Origin of the sequence: Massilibacteroides sp. (assembly GCF_028705895.1) — a bacterium.
GTDB lineage: Bacteria > Bacteroidota > Bacteroidia > Bacteroidales > Tannerellaceae > Massilibacteroides.
This window is the reverse complement of record NZ_JAQWCQ010000034.1, coordinates 15,738-38,682: the sequence shown is the minus strand read 5'-3', so window position 1 is coordinate 38,682 and position 22,945 is coordinate 15,738. Positions and strand designations below refer to the sequence as shown.

At 39.1% G+C, this 22,945-nt stretch carries 17 protein-coding genes and 1 tRNA gene; 4 read left to right on the top strand and 14 right to left on the bottom strand.

What is annotated here, in order from left to right; genetic code table 11:
• Positions 1 to 341 precede the first annotated feature (341 nt).
• The 4 genes from PHT93_RS09815 to PHT93_RS09800 form a co-directional block, all read right to left on the bottom strand.
• Positions 342 to 414 (bottom strand) — tRNA-Lys (locus tag PHT93_RS09815).
• Positions 415 to 495: 81 nt separating this feature from the next.
• Positions 496 to 1,299, bottom strand: coding sequence for an MBL fold metallo-hydrolase (locus PHT93_RS09810; protein ID WP_300242301.1), 804 nt, complete (start codon positions 1,297 to 1,299; stop codon positions 496 to 498).
• Positions 1,300 to 1,340: 41 nt separating this feature from the next.
• Positions 1,341 to 2,402 (bottom strand): type I asparaginase, encoded by a 1,062-nt coding sequence (locus PHT93_RS09805; protein ID WP_300242299.1) that lies wholly within the window; start codon positions 2,400 to 2,402, stop codon positions 1,341 to 1,343.
• A 37-nt stretch (positions 2,403 to 2,439) separates the two neighbouring features.
• Complete coding sequence (locus PHT93_RS09800; RefSeq protein WP_300242297.1) at positions 2,440 to 3,051, bottom strand: trimeric intracellular cation channel family protein; 612 nt, start codon at positions 3,049 to 3,051, stop codon at positions 2,440 to 2,442.
• A gap of 142 nt (positions 3,052 to 3,193) precedes the next feature.
• Between PHT93_RS09800 and PHT93_RS09795 the strand changes: the two genes are divergently transcribed.
• On the top strand, positions 3,194 to 4,672 hold the full coding sequence (locus PHT93_RS09795) for a DUF3943 domain-containing protein (RefSeq protein ID WP_300242295.1): 1,479 nt from the start codon (positions 3,194 to 3,196) through the stop codon (positions 4,670 to 4,672).
• Here the strand turns inward: PHT93_RS09795 and PHT93_RS09790 are convergent.
• Together PHT93_RS09790 and PHT93_RS09785 are read right to left on the bottom strand one after the other, a co-directional pair.
• The gene (locus tag PHT93_RS09790) at positions 4,669 to 6,306 is read right to left on the bottom strand and encodes an ABC-F family ATP-binding cassette domain-containing protein (RefSeq protein WP_300242293.1); all 1,638 of its coding nucleotides are present in this window, start codon (positions 6,304 to 6,306) and stop codon (positions 4,669 to 4,671) included. The two genes, PHT93_RS09795 and PHT93_RS09790, sit on opposite strands and share 4 nt — an antisense overlap.
• Positions 6,307 to 6,443: 137 nt before the next feature.
• Positions 6,444 to 7,175, bottom strand: coding sequence for a lysophospholipid acyltransferase family protein (locus tag PHT93_RS09785; protein WP_300242291.1), 732 nt, complete (start codon positions 7,173 to 7,175; stop codon positions 6,444 to 6,446).
• A 255-nt stretch (positions 7,176 to 7,430) separates the two neighbouring features.
• On the opposite strand from PHT93_RS09785, the gene PHT93_RS09780 reads away from it, so the two are divergent.
• Entirely contained in the window at positions 7,431 to 7,703 is a 273-nt protein-coding gene (locus PHT93_RS09780; RefSeq protein WP_300242289.1) for an HU family DNA-binding protein, read from the top strand.
• 227 nt (positions 7,704 to 7,930) lie between these two features.
• On the top strand, positions 7,931 to 9,502 hold the full coding sequence (locus PHT93_RS09775) for an Rne/Rng family ribonuclease (RefSeq protein ID WP_300242286.1): 1,572 nt from the start codon (positions 7,931 to 7,933) through the stop codon (positions 9,500 to 9,502).
• A gap of 37 nt (positions 9,503 to 9,539) precedes the next feature.
• Here PHT93_RS09775 and PHT93_RS09770 read toward each other — a convergent pair whose 3' ends face one another.
• From PHT93_RS09770 to PHT93_RS09745, 6 genes are all read right to left on the bottom strand, one after another.
• Positions 9,540 to 10,943, bottom strand: a complete 1,404-nt coding sequence (locus PHT93_RS09770) for a putative oxidoreductase C-terminal domain-containing protein (protein WP_300242284.1) — start codon at positions 10,941 to 10,943, stop codon at positions 9,540 to 9,542.
• 6 nt (positions 10,944 to 10,949) lie between these two features.
• On the bottom strand, positions 10,950 to 12,161 hold the full coding sequence (uxuA, locus tag PHT93_RS09765) for a mannonate dehydratase (protein ID WP_300242281.1): 1,212 nt from the start codon (positions 12,159 to 12,161) through the stop codon (positions 10,950 to 10,952).
• A 3-nt stretch (positions 12,162 to 12,164) separates the two neighbouring features.
• Positions 12,165 to 12,971 (bottom strand): SDR family oxidoreductase, encoded by an 807-nt coding sequence (locus tag PHT93_RS09760; RefSeq protein WP_300242278.1) that lies wholly within the window; start codon positions 12,969 to 12,971, stop codon positions 12,165 to 12,167.
• A gap of 46 nt (positions 12,972 to 13,017) precedes the next feature.
• Positions 13,018 to 13,917, bottom strand: a complete 900-nt coding sequence (locus tag PHT93_RS09755) for a PmoA family protein (protein ID WP_300242275.1) — start codon at positions 13,915 to 13,917, stop codon at positions 13,018 to 13,020.
• A 102-nt stretch (positions 13,918 to 14,019) separates the two neighbouring features.
• The gene (locus PHT93_RS09750) at positions 14,020 to 15,243 is read right to left on the bottom strand and encodes a PmoA family protein (protein WP_300242273.1); all 1,224 of its coding nucleotides are present in this window, start codon (positions 15,241 to 15,243) and stop codon (positions 14,020 to 14,022) included.
• An 11-nt stretch (positions 15,244 to 15,254) separates the two neighbouring features.
• Positions 15,255 to 16,622 carry a Gfo/Idh/MocA family oxidoreductase gene (locus PHT93_RS09745; protein ID WP_300242271.1) on the bottom strand — a complete coding sequence of 456 codons (1,368 nt, stop codon included), beginning with the start codon at positions 16,620 to 16,622 and terminating at the stop codon, positions 15,255 to 15,257.
• 144 nt (positions 16,623 to 16,766) lie between these two features.
• Between PHT93_RS09745 and PHT93_RS09740 the strand changes: the two genes are divergently transcribed.
• On the top strand, positions 16,767 to 17,654 hold the full coding sequence (locus PHT93_RS09740) for an AraC family transcriptional regulator (protein WP_300242269.1): 888 nt from the start codon (positions 16,767 to 16,769) through the stop codon (positions 17,652 to 17,654).
• Positions 17,655 to 17,735: 81 nt separating this feature from the next.
• On the opposite strand, the gene PHT93_RS09735 is transcribed toward PHT93_RS09740, so the two are convergent.
• Complete coding sequence (locus PHT93_RS09735) at positions 17,736 to 19,634, bottom strand: RagB/SusD family nutrient uptake outer membrane protein (RefSeq protein ID WP_300242267.1); 1,899 nt, start codon at positions 19,632 to 19,634, stop codon at positions 17,736 to 17,738.
• Positions 19,635 to 19,646: 12 nt separating this feature from the next.
• On the bottom strand, positions 19,647 to 22,784 hold the full coding sequence (locus PHT93_RS09730) for a TonB-dependent receptor (RefSeq protein ID WP_300242266.1): 3,138 nt from the start codon (positions 22,782 to 22,784) through the stop codon (positions 19,647 to 19,649).
• Between the last annotated feature and the right edge of the window lie 161 nt (positions 22,785 to 22,945).

The following is a 22,945-nucleotide window of genomic DNA, read 5'->3' as shown; positions in this document are numbered from 1 at the left end:
AGAAGAGTGCTGCCTTTTCTTTGTCTAAAAATTGAGTTATTAACCGAAATCACCTATTTAAACGTGATTTCACAGACATAATTTACGTATGAAAGGAAGGATATCCACCGAGAAAATCCGCTGATCCCATATAATCTAAAATTAACAACAAAATATAAAATACTTGCATTTAATATAAAATCATTTTTAATTTTTATACTATCACATTTTCAATTAACATATTTTATTAAGTGATTTAAAATATTTACTGATATATTTTGCAAATGTTGTGCAACTCATAAAACAAAAATCCCCAAAAGGCTTATAATTAACCGATTGGGGATTTTATTTTTCTCAAGAAGTGACCTGGGAGGGGCTCGAACCCTCGACCCAATGATTAAGAGTCATTTGCTCTACCAACTGAGCTACCAAGTCTTTTTGCTTTTATTGCGGGTGCAAAGATATGTGTTTAATTTTTTCTCTGCAAACTTTTATTTGTTTTTCTCCCGTAGCATTTTATTCAAACACGAAAACTTCTGATGGAGTAGTTCGTTTCAAAACATGTAAAGATATATCCTTACCTACGCGTACGCCTTCCTGAAATAGCCTGATATCTATTGTTTTATATACTAATTCCGGGTGGTTGTTGTCTTTGCTTAGATGGCAAAGCCAAACGTCTTTCAATTCAGGAGTGTAATGTGTCGCAAGAAATTCTGCGGCTTCACGGTTGCTTAAATGACCGGTAGGGCTTGATACACGTTCTTTTAGAAATGCAGGATAGGAACCGAATTTGAGCATCTCTTCATCGTAATTGGCTTCCAGAATGAGTCTGTTTGCTTTACAAAGGTATTTGGAAATTGTTTCCGTGATATGGCCTACGTCAGTTGCTATGGTGAATCGTTGTTCTCCGAATTCAATATAGTATCCTACATTATCGGTACTGTCGTGAGGAACTTCAAATGCTGTTATTCTAAAATCTTTAATCTGAAAAGAAATTTCTTTTTCAATAATTCGTTTAGATTGATAGAGTACTTCTTCTACATAACGGCTTTTTTCTATTCCTCTGTGTACCATCTCTGTTGCATAAATAGGAATATTATATTTTTCGCCTAAACAGCCTACTGTTTTTATGTGATCTGCATGATCATGTGTAATGATAACTCCGATTACACGTTCAAAGTCAATCCCTCTGTCCTTTAATACTTTTTTTATGGTGCGTATGCCAATGCCGGCATCAATAAGTATTCCGTATTCTTGTGTCCCTAAATAGTAGCAGTTTCCACTGCTGCCACTGGCCAAACATAGAAATGATAGTTTCATATCCTAATAATCTCCACACATTTAAATCCTCAACTCTTTGTTTATTTATGCTGGAAGTTCTCCGGAATAGTAATTTCTCCGATAAGAGAACAGTTCATATGCTCAATAACTTCTTCAGGAGATAAGCCATGCCCAAACAAAAACATAAGTTTTGCTACGGCACTTTCCGTTGTGGAATCATAACCACTGATTACTCCGGCTTCCAACAATTTATGTCCAGTCTCATAACGAAGCATTTCCACACTTCCTGCAATACATTGAGACACATTTACTATAACAATTCCTCGTCCAACAGCTTCTTTTAGCATTTTTAAAAGCCATTCATAACTTGGCGCATTTCCACTACCAAATGTTTCCATGACTACTCCTTTTAGTCCCGGTATATTCAAGATACTTTCAACTACCTGTTGTGATATTCCGGGAAATAGCTTCAGAATAGCAATATTCCGATCTAATAAATAATGCGCTTTGAGAGGTTTGCGTAACACAGGATGGTAAATTTGTGTTGTATCGTATTTTATATAGATGCCAGCATGCGCAAGTGCAGGATAATTATAGGAACGAAAAGCATTAAAATTATCTGCATTTATTTTACGTGTTCTGTTGCCTCTAAGCAAACTGTTTTCAAAAAAAATACATACTTCCGGAACTACAGGCATGCCATTTTCTTTAGCTGCAGCAATTTCAATAGCAGTAATCAGATTTTCTTTTCCATCCGTTCTTAACATACCGATTGGTAACTGAGAACCGGTAAGTATAACCGGTTTACTCAGATTCTCAAGCATGAAACTAAGTGCTGAAGCCGTAAAAGACATGGTGTCTGTTCCGTGAAGGATAACGAATCCGTCATATCTTTGGTAGTTTTCAGAGATAATACGAACCAATTTCTTCCAGGATTCAGGACCCATTTCTGACGAGTCCATAGGCGGGTCAAATTGTAGGGAGTCAATGATATACCCGAGTTTCTTTAATTCAGGCATATTATCTTTCAAGTGTTCAAAATTAAAAGACTCCAGTACACCTGTTTCGGAGTTTTCTATCATGCCGATTGTTCCACCGGTATAGATTAATAAGATAGAAACTTTTTCCTGCAGCGTGTTCATGTTTTATCGTTGTTATGTTACAAAGGTAATAAATAATTTACTCTTCTCCCTTTAATACGGGAACGCTTATATGGTATTTAACAGCAACAACACGTACAATAAATACGCTGACGGCTGCCAGAAATTGTGTCAGAGAGTCATCAAGTCCGCAGAGTAGGCATATATAATAAATTATACCGCCAAAAACGCAAGCAAGGGCATATATATCTTTACGAAAGACCAATGGTTCTTCATTAATTAAAATATCACGAGTCATTCCTCCGAAAGAACCTGTTATTGTGCCCATTACAATAGCGACCCACATGGGGAAACCAAAACTTAATGTTTTAGAAATTCCTACCACGACAAACAATCCCAAACCAATAGCGTCAAATGTAAAGAGGGTATTATTCAGTCGGATCAAATATTTTCTGAAAATGATGACGTATAAGAGTGCCAATCCTGAGATAATCAGATAAGAAGGCTGTTCCATCCAAAAAGGACTTGCGTTTAATAAGATATCTCTTACCGTACCTCCTCCGACGGCCGTAACCAATCCAACAACATAGGCTCCGAACCAATCAAATTGTTTAGCAGAAGCAAGTCTGATCCCACTAATTGCAAAGGCAAATGTTCCCAGATAGTCGCATGCGGTTATAAAATCTATCATTCTGTTTTTTTCTGCAAAAATAATGAATTAATGTTTAGCTTATCCATTTATGAAACTATAACCCAATCATAATTTAAACCAAACTAATAATGCCTTGTTTATTATATATAGCTTTGCTTTTTCTAACGATTACATAAAGCGGATGACAAAATATTATCTCATACTACTATTGTTCTGTATCTCTGTCTTTGCCGTGAATGGACAGACAATTCCCCAAGAAAAAAAAAGAAATTATACTTCTGATTCAATAAGGGTCATTCAGAAACAGCCTTGGAAAGCTGCCGGAGAGGTTTTTGGTCTGAACATGGGAGTGTGGGCTTTTGATAGATTTATAATGAATGAAGATTTTGCAAAAATCAATAGTCACTCTATAAAAAGAAATCTGAAGACATTGCCCGTATGGGATACGGATATGTTTTCAACCAATCTTTTTGCACATCCATATCATGGCTCACTGTATTTTAATTCGGCAAGAAGTAATGGTATGAGTTTCTGGGAATCTATACCATATACAATCGGAGGAAGTTTGATGTGGGAGTTCTTTATGGAAATTGAATCACCTTCTATCAATGATATGTTTGCCACGTCCTTTGGTGGTATTGAATTGGGTGAGATAACCTATAGACTCTCTGATCTGTTTCTTGATGATCGATCTTCCGGAGCTGAAAGGGTTGGAAGAGAAATTCTGTCAGGTGTTATTTCGCCGATTCGAGGGTTAAACCGTCTTATTTCGGGCGATGCCTGGAAGTCTCGTGTTTATAAAGGTCGTGCTTTCGAAAAAGTTCCAGTTGATTTTACGGTTAGTCTTGGAGGACGTTATCTGGCAGAAGAAGAAAATTTAGATAATAAGTCGGCAGGAATGAATCTAACATTACGTGTTGATTATGGAGATTTATACGAAGACGATTATTTCTCTCCTTATGAGTGGTTTCATTTAAAACTTGGGGCGGATTTCTTTTCAGACCAACCGCTCATCTCTCAGGTAAATGCGATAGGTGCTATTTGGGGAAAAAATATATGGACAAAAGAAAATAAAAATTTAACAGCTGGTATATTTCAGCATTTTGATTATTATGATTCAAAACTTAAAATGGGAAAAGACGGGGAAGCAATAGCTCCTTATCGTATTTCCGAAGCTGCAGCGTTTGGTGGTGGGCTTATTTATCAAAGAAAAGAAACTCCTTCTAATCCTGTCGCGATTTTTGCAGAAGTTTATGCTAATACGGTGTTGCTTGGGGCTAGTACGTCGGATTATTTTAAAGTGGATAACCGGGATTATAATATGGGAAGCGGGTATAGCCTGAAGAACTCGATAGGTATTACTTATAAAAAAAGTTGGAGTTTTCTCTTGCAAGGTGAGAACTATCATATCTTCACATGGAAAGGGTATGAACCCAATATAGATTGGACTACGGTCGATCCTTTGACATTAAATGTCCAAGGAGATACCGGTAATGCCCGGTTAACTGTGTTTAGCACCAATTTGATGTATTCTTCCCCTCAAAACTGGAATATTCTATTGACAAGCCGGCAATTCTTTCGTCGTACACATTATAGATATTACGAAGACGTAGAACATTCTACGATGGATATTACACTTAGTTTTGGCATAAGAATTTAGTTCTTACGTTCCAATTCGCGTAGATTCTCCATCTTTTTTCGTTGCATGAACTCGTATATCCCCTCTAAATGTTCAACAACTTTTCCGTTGCCGAACTCATAGACTTTTGTCACTAATCCATCTAAGAAATCACGATCATGAGAAACAACGATTAAAGTACCATCAAAGTCTATCAAGGCTTGTTTTAAGATGTCCTTTGTCTTTAAATCTAAGTGGTTAGTTGGTTCATCAAGAATCAACAGGTTAACCGGTTCCAGTAATAATTTGATCATAGCCAGACGTGTACGTTCTCCTCCGGAAAGTACTTTAACCTTCTTCGTTGAGTTTTCACCACCAAACATAAATGCTCCTAAAAGATCCCGGATTTTATTCCGAATGTCTCCTTTCGCTACATCATCAATTGTCTGAAACACCGTTAAGTTTTCATCCAAAAGGGACGCTTGATTCTGCGCAAAATAGCCAATCATTACGTTATGACCTATGGTTAAAGTTCCGTCATGCACAATTTCTTTCATAATGCATTTCACGAGTGTAGATTTACCTTCCCCGTTTTTACCCACAAAAGCAATGCGATCCCCCCGTTCGATGGTCAGGTTGGCATTTGCAAAGATCTTATGTTCGTCGTAACTTTTGCCTACACCTTCAATAATTACCGGATAATTTCCTGATCGGGGAGAGGGAGGAAATTTCAGTCGAAGTGCAGAGGTATCTTCCTCATCCACCTCTACTAATTCTAATTTTTCAAGCATTTTTACACGGCTTTGTACCTGAAGCGTTTTTGAGTAAGTCCCTTTAAACCGTTCAATAAACTCGGTCGTTTCCGCGATCATCTTTTGCTGTTCATTAAATGCCTTTTGTTGTTGCTCGCGTCTTTCTTGTCTTAGCTGCAGATAAGAACTATAGTTTACTTTATAATCATAGATTCGCCCCATGGTTACTTCAATAGTACGAGTTGTGATCCGATCTACAAAAGCCCTGTCATGACTGATTACTACTACAGCTTGTCCGTTATCAATCAGAAAATCTTCCAGCCATTGGATAGACTCAATGTCTAAATGATTCGTCGGTTCGTCTAGTAATAATACATCCGGTTTCTTAAGTAAAAGTTTTGCCAACTCAATACGCATACGCCAACCTCCACTGAATTCGCTTGTGTCACGAGTGAAATCACTACGTTTGAATCCAAGTCCAAGTAAGGTCTTTTCAATATCGGCATCATAATTGATTTCTTCAATAGAATAGAATTTCTCACTTAATGTAGAAACCCGTTCGATCAAAGCATAATAACTTTCGGAATCGTAGTCCGTACGCGTCTCTAATTCTTTGTTGATCTCCTCTATTTCAGCCTCCATTGCATGAAGATGGGCGAACGCCTGAGCTGTTTCCTCAAAGACCGTTCGTCCATCTTCCGTCATCAAGTGTTGAGGCAGGTAAGCAATTACCGTATCCTTTGGTGCTGACACTTTCCCTCTGGAGGGATCTCTTACCCCTGCTAATATCTTGAGTAGAGTAGATTTTCCTGCTCCATTCTTGCCCATTAAGGCAATCCTGTCTTTCTCGTTAATAACAAATGAGATATCTGCAAAAAGCGTACTCCCACCAAACTCAACCGTTAATCCGTCTATTGAAACCATGTATGTATTGCTAAAAGAACGGCAAAAGTAGTCCTTTTTTTTATTTTTCTCAGAGTAACGTGTTTTCTAAATAAAAAAGTATTTTAGCTTTTTGCCGTTTTTATCGGAAGACGTTGCTCTTATCCAATTTATACATTTTACCTAATGCTCCCGATAACCGCTTTTTGTGTCTTATCAAAAATTTCGTCGAAAGATGTGTCTTTTATAGAAATTGGATTGTGAATCGTAAGGCATATTTTATTTCCTAATCCTAACGGGAAATTTCCCCATCTGGTCATTTTCCACGAATTATTTATTGTGACCGGAATCATTTTTGCTGAGGGTGCGTATTTACAGAGAACTTTTAATCCGCTTTCGGCAAAAGGTCGCGGTGCGCCTGTGGTGCTTCTTGTTCCTTCCGGAAATATGACGGCTGAACGTTTGTTCTGTTCGATATATTCTGCCATCTGCTTTACCGCTGTAATGGATTGTTTGGGGTCTTTTCTGTTAATCAGGACTGATCCTCCATGATTCAGATTGTAGGAAACGCTTGGAATGCCTTTCCCTAATTCAATTTTACTGATATATTTAACATGTACTTTGCGCAGAAACCAACCAATAGTAGTGATGTCATAAAAGCTCTGGTGGTTAGCCGCTATAATTAGCGGACCTTCTGTTGGCAGTTTCTCTAAATTTTCAATCTTATATCTGGTTCCTAGAATATAGGTATTGAGAACAAGAAAGAAGCAGAGTGCATCCACGCTTTTTTTATGTGCCTGATAACCGAACAGATTAAAGCATAACCATTGAATTGGATGAAATATAACTAAAGTGCAGCCAAGCATTAAATAGTAAATGGCTGAAAGTGGGTATGATATTATTTTTTGCATATTATATAATCGAATAATTATGACGCAAAACTATAAACTAATAGAATACGAAACAATGCCTAAGGCGAACTAATGACTTTATACGGTTTTCAACACTATACATTAATATATAATAAGGCAAACTATCGGATTCAGAACCGGTTGTAGAATCTTTTTTATCAAAATAGGATGCTTTTGTTTCATCGCTATGGAAAAAAGCTATATATTTGCATTCCAAAAAATTAATAGGTTTAAATCAATTAATTATCTATAGACATGACTAAAGCAGATATCGTAAACGAAATTTCTAAAAACACGGGAGTTGACAAACATTCAGTGTTAGCAAGCGTTGAATCTTTCATGGAGATCGTAAAAGATTCGTTGGCAAATGGGGATAATGTATATTTAAGAGGTTTCGGAAGTTTCGTTGTAAAGAAAAGAGCTCAAAAGACAGCTCGTAATATCTCGAAAAATACTACGATAATCATCCCGGAACATAATATTCCTTCGTTTAAACCAGCAAAAACATTTTTGAGTAAGGTAAAATAATTCACATAAAGTCTAATTTTTAAAACAAAAAAGCAATGCCAAGCGGAAAAAAAAGAAAAAGACATAAAATGTCAACGCACAAGCGCAAAAAGAGACTGAAAAAAAACAGGCATAAAAAGAAATAAAGCTATCTGTTAAAAAGAACTCTGAAGAACAAACTTAATCTATGACCTTTTAAGTTTGTTCTTTGCGTATTATGGAAGGTCATATAATAAACTTTTTATAGAGTGATTAGTGAATTAGTAGTCGATGTACAGCCCAAAGAGGTATCTATCGCCGTACTTGAAGACAAAAGTTTGGTGGAGCTACAAAAGGAAGCCCGCAATGTGTCTTTCGCAGTTGGTGACATTTACCTTGGTAGAGTTAAGAAACTGATGCCGGGCTTAAACGCTGCTTTCATTGATGTAGGATATAAAAAGGATGCATTTCTTCATTATCTGGATTTAGGTCCGAATTTTAATACTCAACAAAAATATCTGAAACAAGCTCTTGGTGATCCCAAAAAGGCGGTTGCTGTGCCTAAGATGCAGATACTTCCGGAAATTGAAAAAGATGGAAGTATTGGTGATGTATTGAAAGTTGGACAGGAAGTATTGGTTCAGATAGCAAAAGAGCCAATTTCTACTAAAGGGCCAAGACTTACTTCCGAACTTTCTTTTGCCGGAAGATACATTGTCTTGATTCCTTTTGCAGATAAGGTATCGGTTTCCACAAAAATCAAGTCTAACGAAGAGCGCGCACGATTGCGACAATTGATACAAAGCATTAAACCGAAGAACTTTAGTGTCATTGTACGTACCTCATCAGAAGGCAAGCGTGTTGCCGAACTTGATCATGAATTAAAGACATTATTGAAACGATGGGAAGACAATATCCCGAAAGTGAGCAAAGTAAAAGCTCCAAGCATTATTTATGAAGAAACAGCGCGCTCGGTTGCGTTGCTGAGAGACATTTTTAATCCATCGTTTCAGAATATTTATGTAAATGACAAAGACGTCTATAATAACCTGAAAGACTACGTTACGTTGATAGCTCCCGGACGTGAAAACATCGTCCAGCTATATTCAGGTGAAATTCCGATCTTTGATAATTTTGCAATCACAAAACAGATCAAGTCCTTATTTGGACGTACTGTTACGTATAAGAGTGGAGCCTATCTTATTATCGAACACACAGAGGCGATGCACGTGATCGATGTAAATAGCGGTAATCGTTCCAAAGGCAGTGATGCTCAGGAGAAGACCGCAATCGATGTTAACACGGCTGCGGCGGATGAAATAGCCCGTCAGCTCCGTCTTCGTGATTTAGGAGGAATTATTGTGATCGACTTTATTGATATGGGAGAACCTGCTAACCGGCAGAAATTATTCGAACATATGACTTCGGTTATGGCTACAGATCGTGCCAAGCATAATATCCTACCGTTAAGTAAATTTGGTTTGATGCAAATTACCCGTCAGCGGGTACGTCCCGAGATGGACGTAAAGACAACGGAGCAATGCCCTACCTGTTTTGGTACGGGAACGTCCAAGCCTTCAATTCTGTTTACGGATAGTCTGGAAGGTAAAATAGATTGTTTGGTAAACAAACATCACATGAAGAAATTCGTCCTGCACGTACATCCGTACATCGCAGCGTTTTTAAACAAGGGATTTTACCCTTTGAGTTGGAAGTGGAAATTTAAGTACTCTTTCAATATGAAAATCATTCCGGATCAGAGTCTGGCGTTTTTAGAATATCGTTTCTATGATTCCGATAAAAACGAGTTAGACATGAATGAAGAAACGGATCTGAAATAATAAAAAAGCCTTGGGGTGTTTCTCAAGGCTTTTTTGTTTATTTTTTGTTTTTCGCTATCTCCAATGCTTTTGTCGTGATATAATATTTTGTAATCATATTCGGAACTTCCCATTCGGGTAGTTTGCCGTCTTTCAGGTATTGCAGGAAGTTTTCGGTAACCTGTCCGAAATGAGCTTCATGCCCTACGCGATATTTTGCCGGTATCTGTATTTGCCACACACCATCTTTGATTTTAGCAATTCCTACACCCGGATATTTCCCTGCCAACGTTTCTATTTCTTTTTGCAGCTCGGTTTCGTAGGCCGCATTATCGGTTACCCCTGTTGTTTCAATAAATAGTTCAGGAGTGTAGTTCTGCTCTTTATCCTGACGGATCACCAAATTGGATTTGCTGCCTTTCATCACTGAGAAATGCGTATCACCACCACCTTCAGGATAAGTGTAATTCCATTTAACAAGCACTTTCGCATGAATTCCTTTTATTTTATAGATGATATCTCCGTTGGCATATACATTTAATGTTTCACCTTTTACATCCTTCTGAAGAAAATCAGGATACTTGTCTTCTCCCGTTACTTCCTTAAACTCAGCAAGCGACATCGGAGTTGCCCAACGATTGGCATCTAATAGTTCAATATCCTTGTTATAATCGATAATCACGCCAGGAAAAGCCTCCCATTGAATCATATCTACCAAGTGGGTCGATACATCCACAATGCCTTCCCCTTGTTGCTCAACATCAAAGAACCAGGCCGGGCGTTTTAGTGGATTTCCGGAAACGACTTTGAAGAAATGATGCACACTCTCCTTCACAATAGCCGGATCTTCAGGAGTGCCGGCTAATTGAGTGCCGTAAACCGTTGGTAAAAGAGATAGCTCACGTTGAAGAATGGTCGTGATCTCATGACGTTCAGTCATAATATCGTACAATAAGACGCCCTTCTCCCGAGCGATCTCAAAGCATTCTTTCAATACTTCAAAATTAGCCGAATTGATCGCCATCGGTTTGTCCGCGAGCACATTTATACCTGCAGCAAGTGTTTGCTTAATGTAATCCGTCTTCTTTCCATTGTTTCCGGCGGTAACCATCACGTTGCCTTTCTTTTCTGTCAGCATTTTTTGCAGGAAATCAGGGCCTGTGTAAACAATCTCATTCCATTCGGTAGGTGACTCTGTACGTGCATTATAGGCTGCAATCTTTTTCAAATGCTCTTGCACGTCATCTCCTTCCGGAGCATAAACATACACATCCTTAGCTACCTGTGGATAAGATGATTTTTGTACCAATGCCGCATGAAAATGTCCGGGATCAAGGGTGATTAACTTTACTTCCCCTTCTTTTCCCGAGAAAGCTGCTTCAGGCGTAGAGTTTGTTTTTTGGGGGGAACAAGATGTTCCAACCATCAGAATAGTCATACATGCAATAAGGAATTTCTTCATATCAATTTATTTTAATGTCAACATCTTCTCGATTCCCGTTTGAAGCCCGTCGATTTCGGCAAGACCTTTCAAACGCCCGACTAACGGGTAACCGGGATTTGCTTTCCGATTGTAATCATCCAGAATACGAATACCGTGATCCGGACGGAAAGGCATACGAATATCTTTGCGTCCTTCTTTTTTTCGTCTTATCTGTTCTTCCAGCAAAACTTTCACAACGGTAAATATATCCACATCCCCCGTTAAATGCCCGGATTCGTAGAAACTACCGTATTCCAGATGAGCCGTATTCCGCAAATGTACAAAATGAATACGAGGTGCAAACTCTTTTACCATAGCAACTATGTCATTATTCCGACAACCGGAGAGAGAACCTGTACAAAAAGTTACTCCGTTAGCCACAGAATCTACCTGTTGTAATATCCAGCGAAAGTCTTCCTGTGTGCTGGCAATGCGCGGTAATCCAAGTAATGGAAAAGGAGGGTCATCCGGATGAATACAGAGGTTTATACCCTCTTCTTCTGCAACGGGAACAACATCCTGAAGGAAACGAACTAAATGCTCGCGTAGCTTGTCGCTGTTGATTTCTTTGTACGTATTCAGATACGACCGGAAACGTTCGATATAATTTGTGCTGTCGTCTCCTAATACACCATGAATAAAAGCTTGTGTCACAACAATTATATTATGAGCCAGTTCTTCCTGTTGTTCAGGCGACATCTTGTCAAGGAGTCGTTTGGCCTTTTCTATAATAGAATCGGGATACTCTTTTTCAGCATTTTCCCGTTTCAACAAGAAAATATCAAAAGCCGCAAAAGTTGGATAGTCGAACAACATCGATTCTCCACCTTTGGCCTCTTTATAATGCAGATCGGTACGAGCCCAATCCAGAACAGGCATGAAATTATAACAAACCGTATCAACACCTTCCTTTGCCAGATTGCGCAGAGACGCTATGTAGTTCGCAATTAGTTTTGGACGATCGGCCGAACAAATCTTGATCCCTTCCGAGACAGGCAGACTTTCTACAACACTCCAACGCATACCGTAAGACTCAATTTCTTGTCTGACTTTCCTGATTTCTTCAACAGGCCAGACTTCACCTGGGGGAATATCATGCAGAGCAGTGACTACCCCCTCAACACCCATCTGTTTGAGTTCAGCCAGAGAAACTGTGTCTTTCCGGCCGAACCATCTCCATGTTTTTTCTAGAGCCATTTCTTATACGCCGCTAAATGAACTGAATCCACCGTCAACCGGGATGATCGTTCCCGTAATAAAACTGGCATGTTCCGAACAAAGAAAATGAACGATACCGTTTAGTTCCGTTATGTCGCCAAAACGTTTCATTGGTGTGCGTGCTAATACTTTATGGCTGCGCTCCGTATAACTGCCATCCGGATTGAGCAATACGGCGCGATTCTGATCACCTATAAAGAAGCCCGGAGCTAAGGCATTTACCCGTATTTTTTCATTGAACTTGATTGCCATTTCCATGGCTAACCATTGTGTGAAAATACTCACTCCGCTTTTGGCGATGGAATAACCCGGTACGCGTGTGATGGCAGAGTAGGTTGCCATAGAAGAGACATTGATAATGCTTCCCGAACCTTTTTCAGCCATAGATTTACCGAAAACCAAACAAGGATAGACCGTACCGTTCAGGTTAAGATCAGTCACCTTATTATAAGCCGCGATATCCATATCGAATACCGTTTGCTGTTCCGTCAGTGTTCCTGAGGGGATATTTCCACCGGCGGCATTAATCAGAATATCTATACCACCCCATTTTTCCGTCAACTTCTGTCTGGTTTCCTCCAGACTGTTCATGTCGAGCACATTACAAACAAGCCCCATTACTTCCCCTAAAGGAGATAGTTCCGCAATCCGTTTGTCCAACTGCTCCTGACGAATATCCAGAATAACGACTCTTACTCCATTCTCAACAAGACTACGTGCTATACTTCCTCCCAGCACGCCTCCGCCACCGGTTACAACGGCAACCTTTCCTTTTAAATTGATTTCCATTTGTACTACTCAATAATGTTTATACTCAAAAATTCTATTCTTTTTATTATTCTCCTTTATATTGTTCGAACAAGGTTTTAATACCCGCCGTTTGCGTATCTCCTGCGTGAACAAAAACCCTGTATTTTAATTTTATTGTTTCTCCTTTCTTTAAGATAGTCGCCTTGTCGTCAGCAGGCCAATACATCGGGGTAGGAGAGATAAACCCATAATCTCTCGTGAACCAAGGAGACGGATACCATTTGTTTGAAGGATGTTGCATGATAACGATCCCTTCAATTCCCGTTTTCCTTTCACCGTAACAATCAATCCAGGGAGAACCCACACCAAAGGTAGCCTTTTCACCTGAAGCACCTTCCGAGTTGACCATCACCCCGCCTTGTTTAACAGTCAGATCCGGATCAATACGGGCACTGAAAAGCGAATGATTGGTTTTCAAAATCGTTACATCCATCAACATCTCCATCTCAATGTCAAAATCCAATTGATATACTCCCTTTGAGGGGGATGAAATTGTGATCTTTCTTCTGTCGGTGATTGGAGCCTGAGCATCCGGACGTTTCCAGATGCATTCGTCTTCTATAACCACACGTTCCCCTTTAGCCTCTACTATCCGTGCTCCGATAGAACGTATTTGTCCCCGTTCCAGTCCTTCCTGCCAATAATTTCCTCCGTTCACTTTGTCGCATCCGAAAAATAATGAACTGTGATGCGGGTATTCGCCATTGCGCATGGAGGTAACCGAACCACCGGATACCGGACCATTTACAGGGAAGAAAAACGGATATTTTTCATCCGGATTAAAATGATAACTGGTGAAAAATTGTTTGCCGATCACTACATCGATGCGATTCCCTACTTTAACTGCCGATATTTCCTGCTTTTGCGCAAAAGAAAGTGTCGCGTAAAATGCGAACAGTAATATATATATAAACCCTTTTTTCATATTCTTCAAGTTTTTACAAATTCCTATTTAATTTAGACCTACCTCTAAATCATTTTAGACCTACCTCTAAATTTAGTTAGACCTACCTCTAAATTTGTCAGATTACTTTATTTTTACTTCAGGAGGATAGGCAAAATCATTCCATAAAGACTCTGCACGTCCTTTTGTCATCTCTCCGTCAAACGTAAAGATGCGGTAACGTAGTCTGTATTTATTACCGGAATTCAACAACCAATCCTCGTTTTTTGTAGGTGCGAAATTCACAAAGGCATCTCCACGACCTCCGTTTGCTTTCTCATCCCAGATACGAAGAGGTTCGGGTGCATTGTAATTTTCAGGAGATCCCATCACTAAAAAACCGGAACGTCCGTTCTCTCCGCATTGTCCGGTAACGTATATCCAACGGGCATTTGTTCCGTCAATTTCCTGTCTGGTCTTTCCTTCAGAAGTAAACATCTCACAATTTTCTTTTGTCCATTCCTGCGTTGCCCGCCAACCAAAACCGGCATAACGATATGCCTTGATCAGAACCGGAAGTGCCGTAGAAGGACTCAAAACCGACTCGAAGTCCCATAATAACCCGCCAGTCACATTCCATGCTTTCACATTCCAAACCTCATTCATAATCACCTTCTCGTTCACAGCAGTGAAAATATAATGATCTAAGTTCGCCGCATACCCGTTGAAAACATCCCCATTATAAGTAGTTCGAATATCACGTGCACGAACCGTGCCCTGTTTATCCCTCAGATTCCAAAGATCATATACCTTTCCCTCATACTCCACGCGTGTCCAGGGATTCCAGATGCCGTAATGATGATAATGGTCCTTAGGCTGAATAGCCGTCAACACGTTTCCCTTCGGAGAATAAGCCGGATGAATAAACCCACTACGCTGATAAGCCGGGTCAACCCCTTCGGGAGGATAAACCGTAGCATAATTATAATGTAATATTTCTGTATCCCCATTCTTCAGAATCAAAGCCTTTCCATTATTAATGGTTTGCATATCTCCCCTTGACGTGTCCTTCTTCTTCGTACGCTTCACAAGATATGTACGCGTAACACCCGAAGCCGTTTTCCCGGACAATACCCAATGAAGAATCCCATCCTCGTCCACTTGACAAGCTGTTTTAATTTTTTTCTTCCCTACTATCTCATAAAGATCAACATCCGTTCCCAACACAGAAACATCAGCCGAAACAACACTCTCATTCCGGTTGTAATCCCCTGCATTGACTGTCAGGATAAGTTGTTTTTGACCGTATGATTTTGTGCCAAGAAATAAAGATGATAATAAGCAAAAAAAGAAAATCCGAATATTCATAGCATACTGTTTTAAAAATTATAAGGAGGTCTGTGAGGTCTGGCAATCATAGAATTGGCTTCATCATCGTCTTTAAAACGTTCAAGAATCGGATCCCAGTATAATTTACGATTCAGTTTCATGGCGATATGCTGAAGTAAGCATGCCGTACAAGAACGGTGAGCTACTTCTGCCGGAGTAATATTTTGTTTTCTTGTTCTTACACTTTCCAACCAATTGCCGTGATGGTCTGTACTAACGTATAGACGAACCGGATCATTATCCGTTAACGGTGAAAGAATTTTAGGGTCAGAAGCCTGAAGAGCTTTGGAGGTTGTGCTGATTGGATCATTGGCCGATGCCTGATAAGCACCACGACTTACGAATATCCAGCCTTTTGTTCCTGTGAATAATACTCCATTGGGTTTCTCTTTGCTATCGGTTGTCCCTGTTACAATTACGCCGTTATCGTAAAGCATTTCCGTTTCATAAGCGCCGTGTACATTCCATAAACCACCTGTGGCAAATTCAGCCTTTCCATATATCTCAACAGGACCGGAGTATTCTTTATCCATTGCCCAATGAGCAATATCAAAATGGTGCGCTCCCCAACCGGTGATCATGCCTGCGCCAAATTGTTCGCAACGTAACCAACCCGGTCTGCTATAACCCTTTTGAGGATGCACCCTATCCACCGTATAAGGAACATAGGGAGTCTGTCCCAGCCACAGATCATAATTAAAACCTTTAGGAATTGGCATTTCTTCCGGGTTCCCTCCCGGAGGATCACCCGGTAAACGAACTTCAATGCTCTTGAGTTCTCCAATACGCCCGTTTCTTACCAACTCACAGGCTACGCGGAATTGTTCCATCGAACGTTGTTGACTACCAATCTGAAGAATACGCCCGCTGGAGTTTACGGCATCACTCATCTTACGCCCTTCTTCTATGGTTAATGACGTTGGTTTTTGCAGATAGACATCCTTGCCCGCACGGACAGCATCTATGGCATTCTTTGCGTGCCAATGATCGGGTGTACTGATCAGAACCGCATCAATATCTTTATTTGCAAGCAGGTCAAGATAATTTTCATATAACGTTACACCAGTATAAGGTTTGCCAAGTTTTTTAGAATAATAACCTTCGACAAGTTGTTTTGCATCAGCCAAACGATTTGTGTCCGGATCGGCAGCCGCAATAATACGCACATCATCATATTTCCAGACTCCCGGCATATCATGATCACGGGAAATACGGCCTACACCGATTGCCCCGATATTTATACGATTGGAAGGTGCATTAGACCCGAATACAGAGGCGGGAACAATAGTTGGAGCAATAAGAAGCCCGGCTCCGACTTTAAATGACTTCTTAAAAAAATCTCTTCGAGTTGTTTTCATAACTATTTTTTTTAGATTAACAGACACAAACAAAGATAGGTTTGTTTCTTTGTTATAGGATACTCTTTATTTGCGGATAATAACATTATATTTGCTGTTGGATAGATCTGTAACATGATATAAAACAAATAAATAAGTGGTGTTATGAAAAATCGCTTCATGCATGAACAGTTGCCAATCAATGAATATAATCCAATCATTGCCCGAAATTATGATTATAACCGTTTTACGTATCCATGGCATTTTCATAGTGAATATGAAATCATCTATATAAAGGAAGGATACGGCGAATATTTTGTTGCGGATCAGACCGGAACGTTTAATTCCGGTGATATATTCTTTCTGGGAAGTAACCTTCCTCATTATATGCGTAGTGCTCCTGATTTTTTTTTAGAGGAAAACACGATGCGGGTTAAAGGCGTTGTTGTACAATTCCAAAAAGAATTTATGACATATGCGATTGAAAATTATATGGATTTAAAACCGATCAAAGATTTGTTTGAACAATCCAAAAGAGGAATTCTTTTTTCCTGTTCCTCTAATTCTGTTAATAAAGAATTGATAGAGAGGGTAGAAATCCTACCTCAGGAAAAAGGTATTAATAGGTTTACAACATTGCTTCTGCTCCTTGATGCTATGGCAAAGCATAAGAATAAGAAGGTGTTGGGTAGCAGACAATTCAACAACTCCTTATCTCTGTTTTCGGATAATCGGTTAGAGAAAATTTTGTCGTTTGTTAATTACCATTATGCTGAGAAGATTGAACTTGAGACTGTGGCAGCGATGATCCCTATGAATGTGACTGCTTTTTGTCGGTATTTTAAAGAAAAAACCGGAAAAACATTTATGGATTATATTCTTGATCTTCGTATAGGCTATGCCTGCAAGTTGCTTTCAGGAAAGCAAATGGATGTCTCTGAAATATGCCTGTCAAGCGGATTTAACAGTATAACTCATTTTAATAGAGTGTTTAAGCGTAAAACAGGCCTTACCCCTTCGGACTATCGTCAACAGTTTTTACAACATTACTAATTCCAAAGAATAGATAATGCCTAAAAAAGTAAACTAAAGAATAGTTATTAACTCTTTTAGGCATTATCCGATTTTAGCTCATCATTGCGGACCTAATACTGTTCCTTCTTTAGGAACAATAAGAGGCTCAATGTTGTTTTCAGCACCAGGATAACCTATATTCTGATTCAATTTGCCTTTTAAATTCGTATTAATTGCGTCAGCAGGAATCGGCCATAGCATGTGATGAACACTTATTTTATACTCTGCCCATTTATGCTTAACTCCTTTATTGTAGAAATTATTTTTTTCAACGACCCAATCATACCAGAAGTTAATGCCGGTTTGCTTAATATTTGAGTTTGTTCCTCCGGGACCTGAAATGTTATCCAGACTGTAAGTCCGTCCTCCAAAAACTTCACAAGCTTTACCTGTCTTTGCATAAGTGAATGCAATACGAGTCAACTCAACGTGTCGGTTTTCTTCGTAATATAATTCTCTTGCACGTTCATCCAAAACACTTCCAATTGTGATCTCGGATGCTGTCAAAGGATCTGCACCGGCTCTTGCTCTAACCACATTAAGCATTTCTGCAGCTTCCTGAGGCTGGCTTTTCCAATAATAACATTCTGCTATCATGAGATAAACTTCCGCAGAACGATAGATATACCAAGGGGTTTCACCTCCGGCCCATTGGGTCTGTAATGGATCTGGTACAAATAATTTGTAATGAGGCCAGGAGAACCAACAGCGGATTGTGTCTTCCACAGACATCGCTGGGTTTTTAACAAAATTCTTACCGTACCATTCATTTTTTCCTTTCAGGCTTGGGTTGTTGTATCTTAAATCTTCGGGGCTTTTCCAACTATCTCTGTTGTTTGGACTACGTAAATCGTTTTTTTCTTTCTCAGTCCATATTGTTTGTTGAAAATAAGCAGTCGGTCTAAGCCTTCCGATTCCTCTACCATAAGTTTTGTTCAGGTTCATTTCGGGATCCGTTTCATCTGATGCTACGCTCACACTTGTTCCTGTTTGCCCGTCAGGAGTTTTTACGGCTCCACTATTCCAGAACGGAACTCCGTTACGCATTGTTTGAATTCTGTCAGAACCATCAATCTCCGGATATGAAACGACATACATTAATCCTTCAGTGTTACTCATGTCCAATTTAGCTTCTACACTATGCAAATCATGCATTAAATTTGTGTTTTCCTTCGTCTTGTTGGCCGTAAAACGTTGAGTCATTAAGGGATGAGCAGCAACAATTTCTTTTCCCACTTCAATAGCCCGGTCAAAATCACCTACGGACATACACAGTTTCATCAATAGCACTCCACATGCCGCCTTGGAAGTTTTTCCTCTATCAACATTGTCAGAAACCCACTTGTAAGCAAACTCCATATCCGGCACTAAACGTTCCAGTATGCTCCAACGATCGTATGTGTAAAAATCATACTTGGGAGCAGTTATTTCCCAATCTAAATAAGGAACATTTCCGAATTGGTGGGTTAACTTGTAATACCTGTATGCCCGCTGAAAATAAGCAGCTCCGAGAACGGCATTACGTTCTTCTTCATTCGTATATTCGGCATCATCAATTCTTGAAATGACGACATTAGCATATTTAATTCCTTTATACCCTTCGTACCAATACCAGCCGACCTTAGTCCTGTCTCCATTATTTAAACTTGCATCAGGTAAAAGAGAAACATCCATATCCATTTGTGGTCCCGCTTTGTCTGTTGTACCTTCTACCGCAATATCGGATTGAACCATTTCTGTAATAATGGGCGATGCGTCACCAAAATATTCATGTCGCATGTTTCGTTCGCAGGTTGTTAATGCGGCATAAAATCCCGCAGCATCTACATATGAATTTTCCGGTGTGTAGAATGATAAAGGTTTAGGTTCTAACCAACTATCGCTACATCCGGTTAGCCCTAATAAAGCTAAAGCGGAAAATCCAATTATATTCTTTTTTATACTATTTTTTGCTTTCATAATTAACATAGATTATAAAGAGAAGTTGACACTGATGTTATATGTTCTCGGAGTTGGCTCACTTTTTTCCGGATCCCAGAAATCCCAGTGTGGAGCAAATACGGCAACATTGCGTACACTTAATGACAGGCGCATATTTTGTACGGACAACTTCTTTAATAGATTCTTAGGAACATTATACGAGAATGTTACATTTTCCAGACGTACGAAAGATTTTTCAAGATAATTGGTTCCAATATTCTTTGATCCAATTCTAGCATAGTCATTGATGGGATTATCCGGCATCCAATGTGGCTGTACATATTCGGTACAACGATCGGGGAAATTAGAAGAGTTCGCTGCTCTGTTAAACGAATCATATTGCCCCCAATAGGAGTACATCATAAATGAAAGTGCAAAGTCTTTGTAGAATGTAAATTCATTTCTCAGTGTCCATCTGAAACGTGGCGTCGTATATCCCTGGAATACCTTATCGTCATTTGTCATTACACCGTCCTCGTTTTGGTCAATGTATTTAAAGTCACCCGGCTGCAAACCAAATTTAGCTGCTTCCTCTTTTTCATCCACTTGCCATACTCCATCTCGTTCGTAATCCCAGATTTGATCCGGGTCACGGCCAATGAACCATTTGTTTTTTACATCATCTGCTTCTTCTTGTCCGATAACATTCCCACTATCATCTAAAACATCAACCATATCACCATATAGTTTCTTGATTTTCCGTCTGTTTAATGAAAAATTACCGGAGGCGTCCCATGCAAAGTTTTCTTTCTCAATAAGATTTGCATTTAATGTTAATTCAAATCCTTTGTTCTGCAGTTGTCCTAAATTGGTTGCTACACTATTGAACCCTAATATGTCTGGTAAAGCGCGATCCACAAGTAGATCATTCGTTCTTGCAATATAACCTTCCATTGATCCGCTGATCTTGTTGTTCAGTATAGAGAAATCAATCCCAAGATTATATGAACCTGTTCTTTCCCATTTCAGATTTTTATTAGCCATTCTGTTGACATATAACTGAGAAGAAATATATAAATTCCCATTTTGATCAATATATGGATGTAAACCTGAAGTCATGTCTGATAGTGCATCATACTGCCCAATATCACGGTTCCCATTTTCTCCCCATGACAAACGTAATTTCCCATAGTTTAACCAGGATTCTACTGGTTTCATAAACTTCTCTGAAGAAAATGTCCATCCTAAAGCCACAGAAGGAAAAGTGGCTCGAGGGTTCGTTTGTCCGAACGCTGAATATCCATCCCGTCTTACAGATGTAGTTATCATGTATTTATCCTTGAACGAATAAAACAAACGCCCCATTAAAGCGTCGCCTGTTTGGTAAGTATCGTTACTTGAAACCAAAGGAACAGCACCTGCTTGTAGGCGATGATAACCCAATACGTCACTTGGCGAATAATTTGAAGTTTTTGCTACAGTTTCCCAATATTGACCTTTTTCAGCATTGGCTAATAAGGTTACTTCAAATTTGTGTATTTTATTAAATTCTTTTTTCCAACGGATAATGTTATCAACTTGCCAGTTGAACTTTTTAGTATTTTTTCTTTCGGAACTACCTCCTTTGTTTGCCCATTCTGAGTTTTTACTTGATTCATGATTATAATATTCATGCCATTCATAATAAGGCGTGAAATTTACTTGATACTCTATGTCAAATGGTAACTTAACGATCGCATACATGTTTGCATTCAATGTATGGTATAAATCTTTACGATCTCTGAATTGATTGTCGTAAAAAGGATTTACGGGAGTTACATCACCTGTTGGTAAGCGTTGATAGGGACTATCCGGATCATCGATATTGTTTGAACCATAAGGAGAAATTCTGACCATTTGTTCCCAGTCGCAAGTCAAGAAACCCTCATCGCGCGAAGAAAAGTTGGAATTTACCCCGATAGTCAAAAAATCGGTAACTTTAGACTCCAGATTGAGTCGTGTACGGAAGTTGGTATATCTGTTACCTGTTTTTATTCCCTCTCTATCCGCATAACCAATAGACCAATAGTATGACATATTATCTGTTCTGTTTGAAATACTGGCCGTATAGTCTTGTTGAAGTCCGGTCTGGAATACCAAATCAGCCCAATCTGTAATTCGTCCGTTTAGATAGTTTTCTATTTCAGGAGCTTTAAGTTCTAATCTGGATAACCATGATCTTACCAAGTCTTCTTCTGTTACCGAACTTACAGGTGTCTTTTGATCATAATTATACCAATCCAATTGGTTAACATTGCTTAGCTGTCTCGGATCCGTAAACATTTCAGGATATTTTGCAAGGTATTCGTCAGAGTTTTTACCAACTTCGTAGTCTTGTCTGTATTTGATAAATCCTGTGGCACTCAGTAGCTTTGGCTGGTTTGCCGATTGTACAACACCAATATTGGAGTTAAATGTAACAACCGGTTTCCCTGTTTTCCCTTTTTTTGTGCTGATCATGACAACCCCGTTTGCTGCTTTTGCTCCATAAACTGCTGCTGAACTGGCATCTTTAAGTACATCTACTGCTTGAATATCATTCGGATTGATGTCTGTTAAAGACCCTTCAAATATAACACCGTCAAGAACGATTAGCGGAGAAGAGCCCGCCTTAAGCGTATTCTTTCCTCTGATCTGTAAATCTGCACTTCCTTTGGCATCAGTTGCCATTGTAATATTAAGTCCGGGAGAGTTTGCTCTCAGAAGATCCTGCACAGAACGAGGTGCTTCTACTTCGAGTTTTTCTGTTTTAATATTAGATATAGCTCCGGTTAAGTCTCTTTTCTTTGCTGTACCATAACCGATAACAACAATTTCATCTAATGTTTCTGTATCTTCGCCCATCTTAACATTTATCTCAGAGCGATTAGCTTTAAACTCCTGAGGAATATAGCCTATATATGAAAATACTAATACCACATTTTTGTTTGGTACAGTTATGGTGTATTTTCCGTTGAGGTCGGTAATTGTACCTTGATGTGTATCTTTCTGTATTACATTTACCCCAGGTAAGGGTTCCCCTATTTCATCCGTTACGGTACCACTTATCACTAAGCTATTCTGTGATGCTGCATCTTGTGCCAGCAGTGGAAATGTATAAAACACGAATGAACAAATTAAAAGCATGCGTATTAATAGCGTTTTCTTCATTTTTTTTAGATTCAAATTAGTATTAAGGTCATGAAAACTAAATCAACTGTAATAGTGGGTGTGCGCGCACATTATCCGTAAAAAAATAATTTCATCATATTTCTGTTTGTTTATTTGTTTAACAATTTTTGTTGATAATATTCAAAACGTTTGTTTTTTTA

Coding starts and splice junctions, on each gene's coding strand:
- PHT93_RS09810 (WP_300242301.1), bottom strand. CDS start 1,299: ATGAAACTATCATTTCTATGTTTGGCCAGTGGCAGCAGTGGAAACTGC.
- PHT93_RS09805 (WP_300242299.1), bottom strand. CDS start 2,402: ATGAACACGCTGCAGGAAAAAGTTTCTATCTTATTAATCTATACCGGT.
- PHT93_RS09800 (WP_300242297.1), bottom strand. CDS start 3,051: ATGATAGATTTTATAACCGCATGCGACTATCTGGGAACATTTGCCTTT.
- PHT93_RS09795 (WP_300242295.1), top strand. CDS start 3,194: ATGACAAAATATTATCTCATACTACTATTGTTCTGTATCTCTGTCTTT.
- PHT93_RS09790 (WP_300242293.1), bottom strand. CDS start 6,306: ATGGTTTCAATAGACGGATTAACGGTTGAGTTTGGTGGGAGTACGCTT.
- PHT93_RS09785 (WP_300242291.1), bottom strand. CDS start 7,175: ATGCAAAAAATAATATCATACCCACTTTCAGCCATTTACTATTTAATG.
- PHT93_RS09780 (WP_300242289.1), top strand. CDS start 7,431: ATGACTAAAGCAGATATCGTAAACGAAATTTCTAAAAACACGGGAGTT.
- PHT93_RS09770 (WP_300242284.1), bottom strand. CDS start 10,943: ATGAAGAAATTCCTTATTGCATGTATGACTATTCTGATGGTTGGAACA.
- uxuA (WP_300242281.1), bottom strand. CDS start 12,161: ATGGCTCTAGAAAAAACATGGAGATGGTTCGGCCGGAAAGACACAGTT.
- PHT93_RS09760 (WP_300242278.1), bottom strand. CDS start 12,971: ATGGAAATCAATTTAAAAGGAAAGGTTGCCGTTGTAACCGGTGGCGGA.
- PHT93_RS09755 (WP_300242275.1), bottom strand. CDS start 13,917: ATGAAAAAAGGGTTTATATATATATTACTGTTCGCATTTTACGCGACA.
- PHT93_RS09750 (WP_300242273.1), bottom strand. CDS start 15,243: ATGAATATTCGGATTTTCTTTTTTTGCTTATTATCATCTTTATTTCTT.
- PHT93_RS09745 (WP_300242271.1), bottom strand. CDS start 16,622: ATGAAAACAACTCGAAGAGATTTTTTTAAGAAGTCATTTAAAGTCGGA.
- PHT93_RS09740 (WP_300242269.1), top strand. CDS start 16,767: ATGAAAAATCGCTTCATGCATGAACAGTTGCCAATCAATGAATATAAT.
- PHT93_RS09735 (WP_300242267.1), bottom strand. CDS start 19,634: ATGAAAGCAAAAAATAGTATAAAAAAGAATATAATTGGATTTTCCGCT.
- PHT93_RS09730 (WP_300242266.1), bottom strand. CDS start 22,784: ATGAAGAAAACGCTATTAATACGCATGCTTTTAATTTGTTCATTCGTG.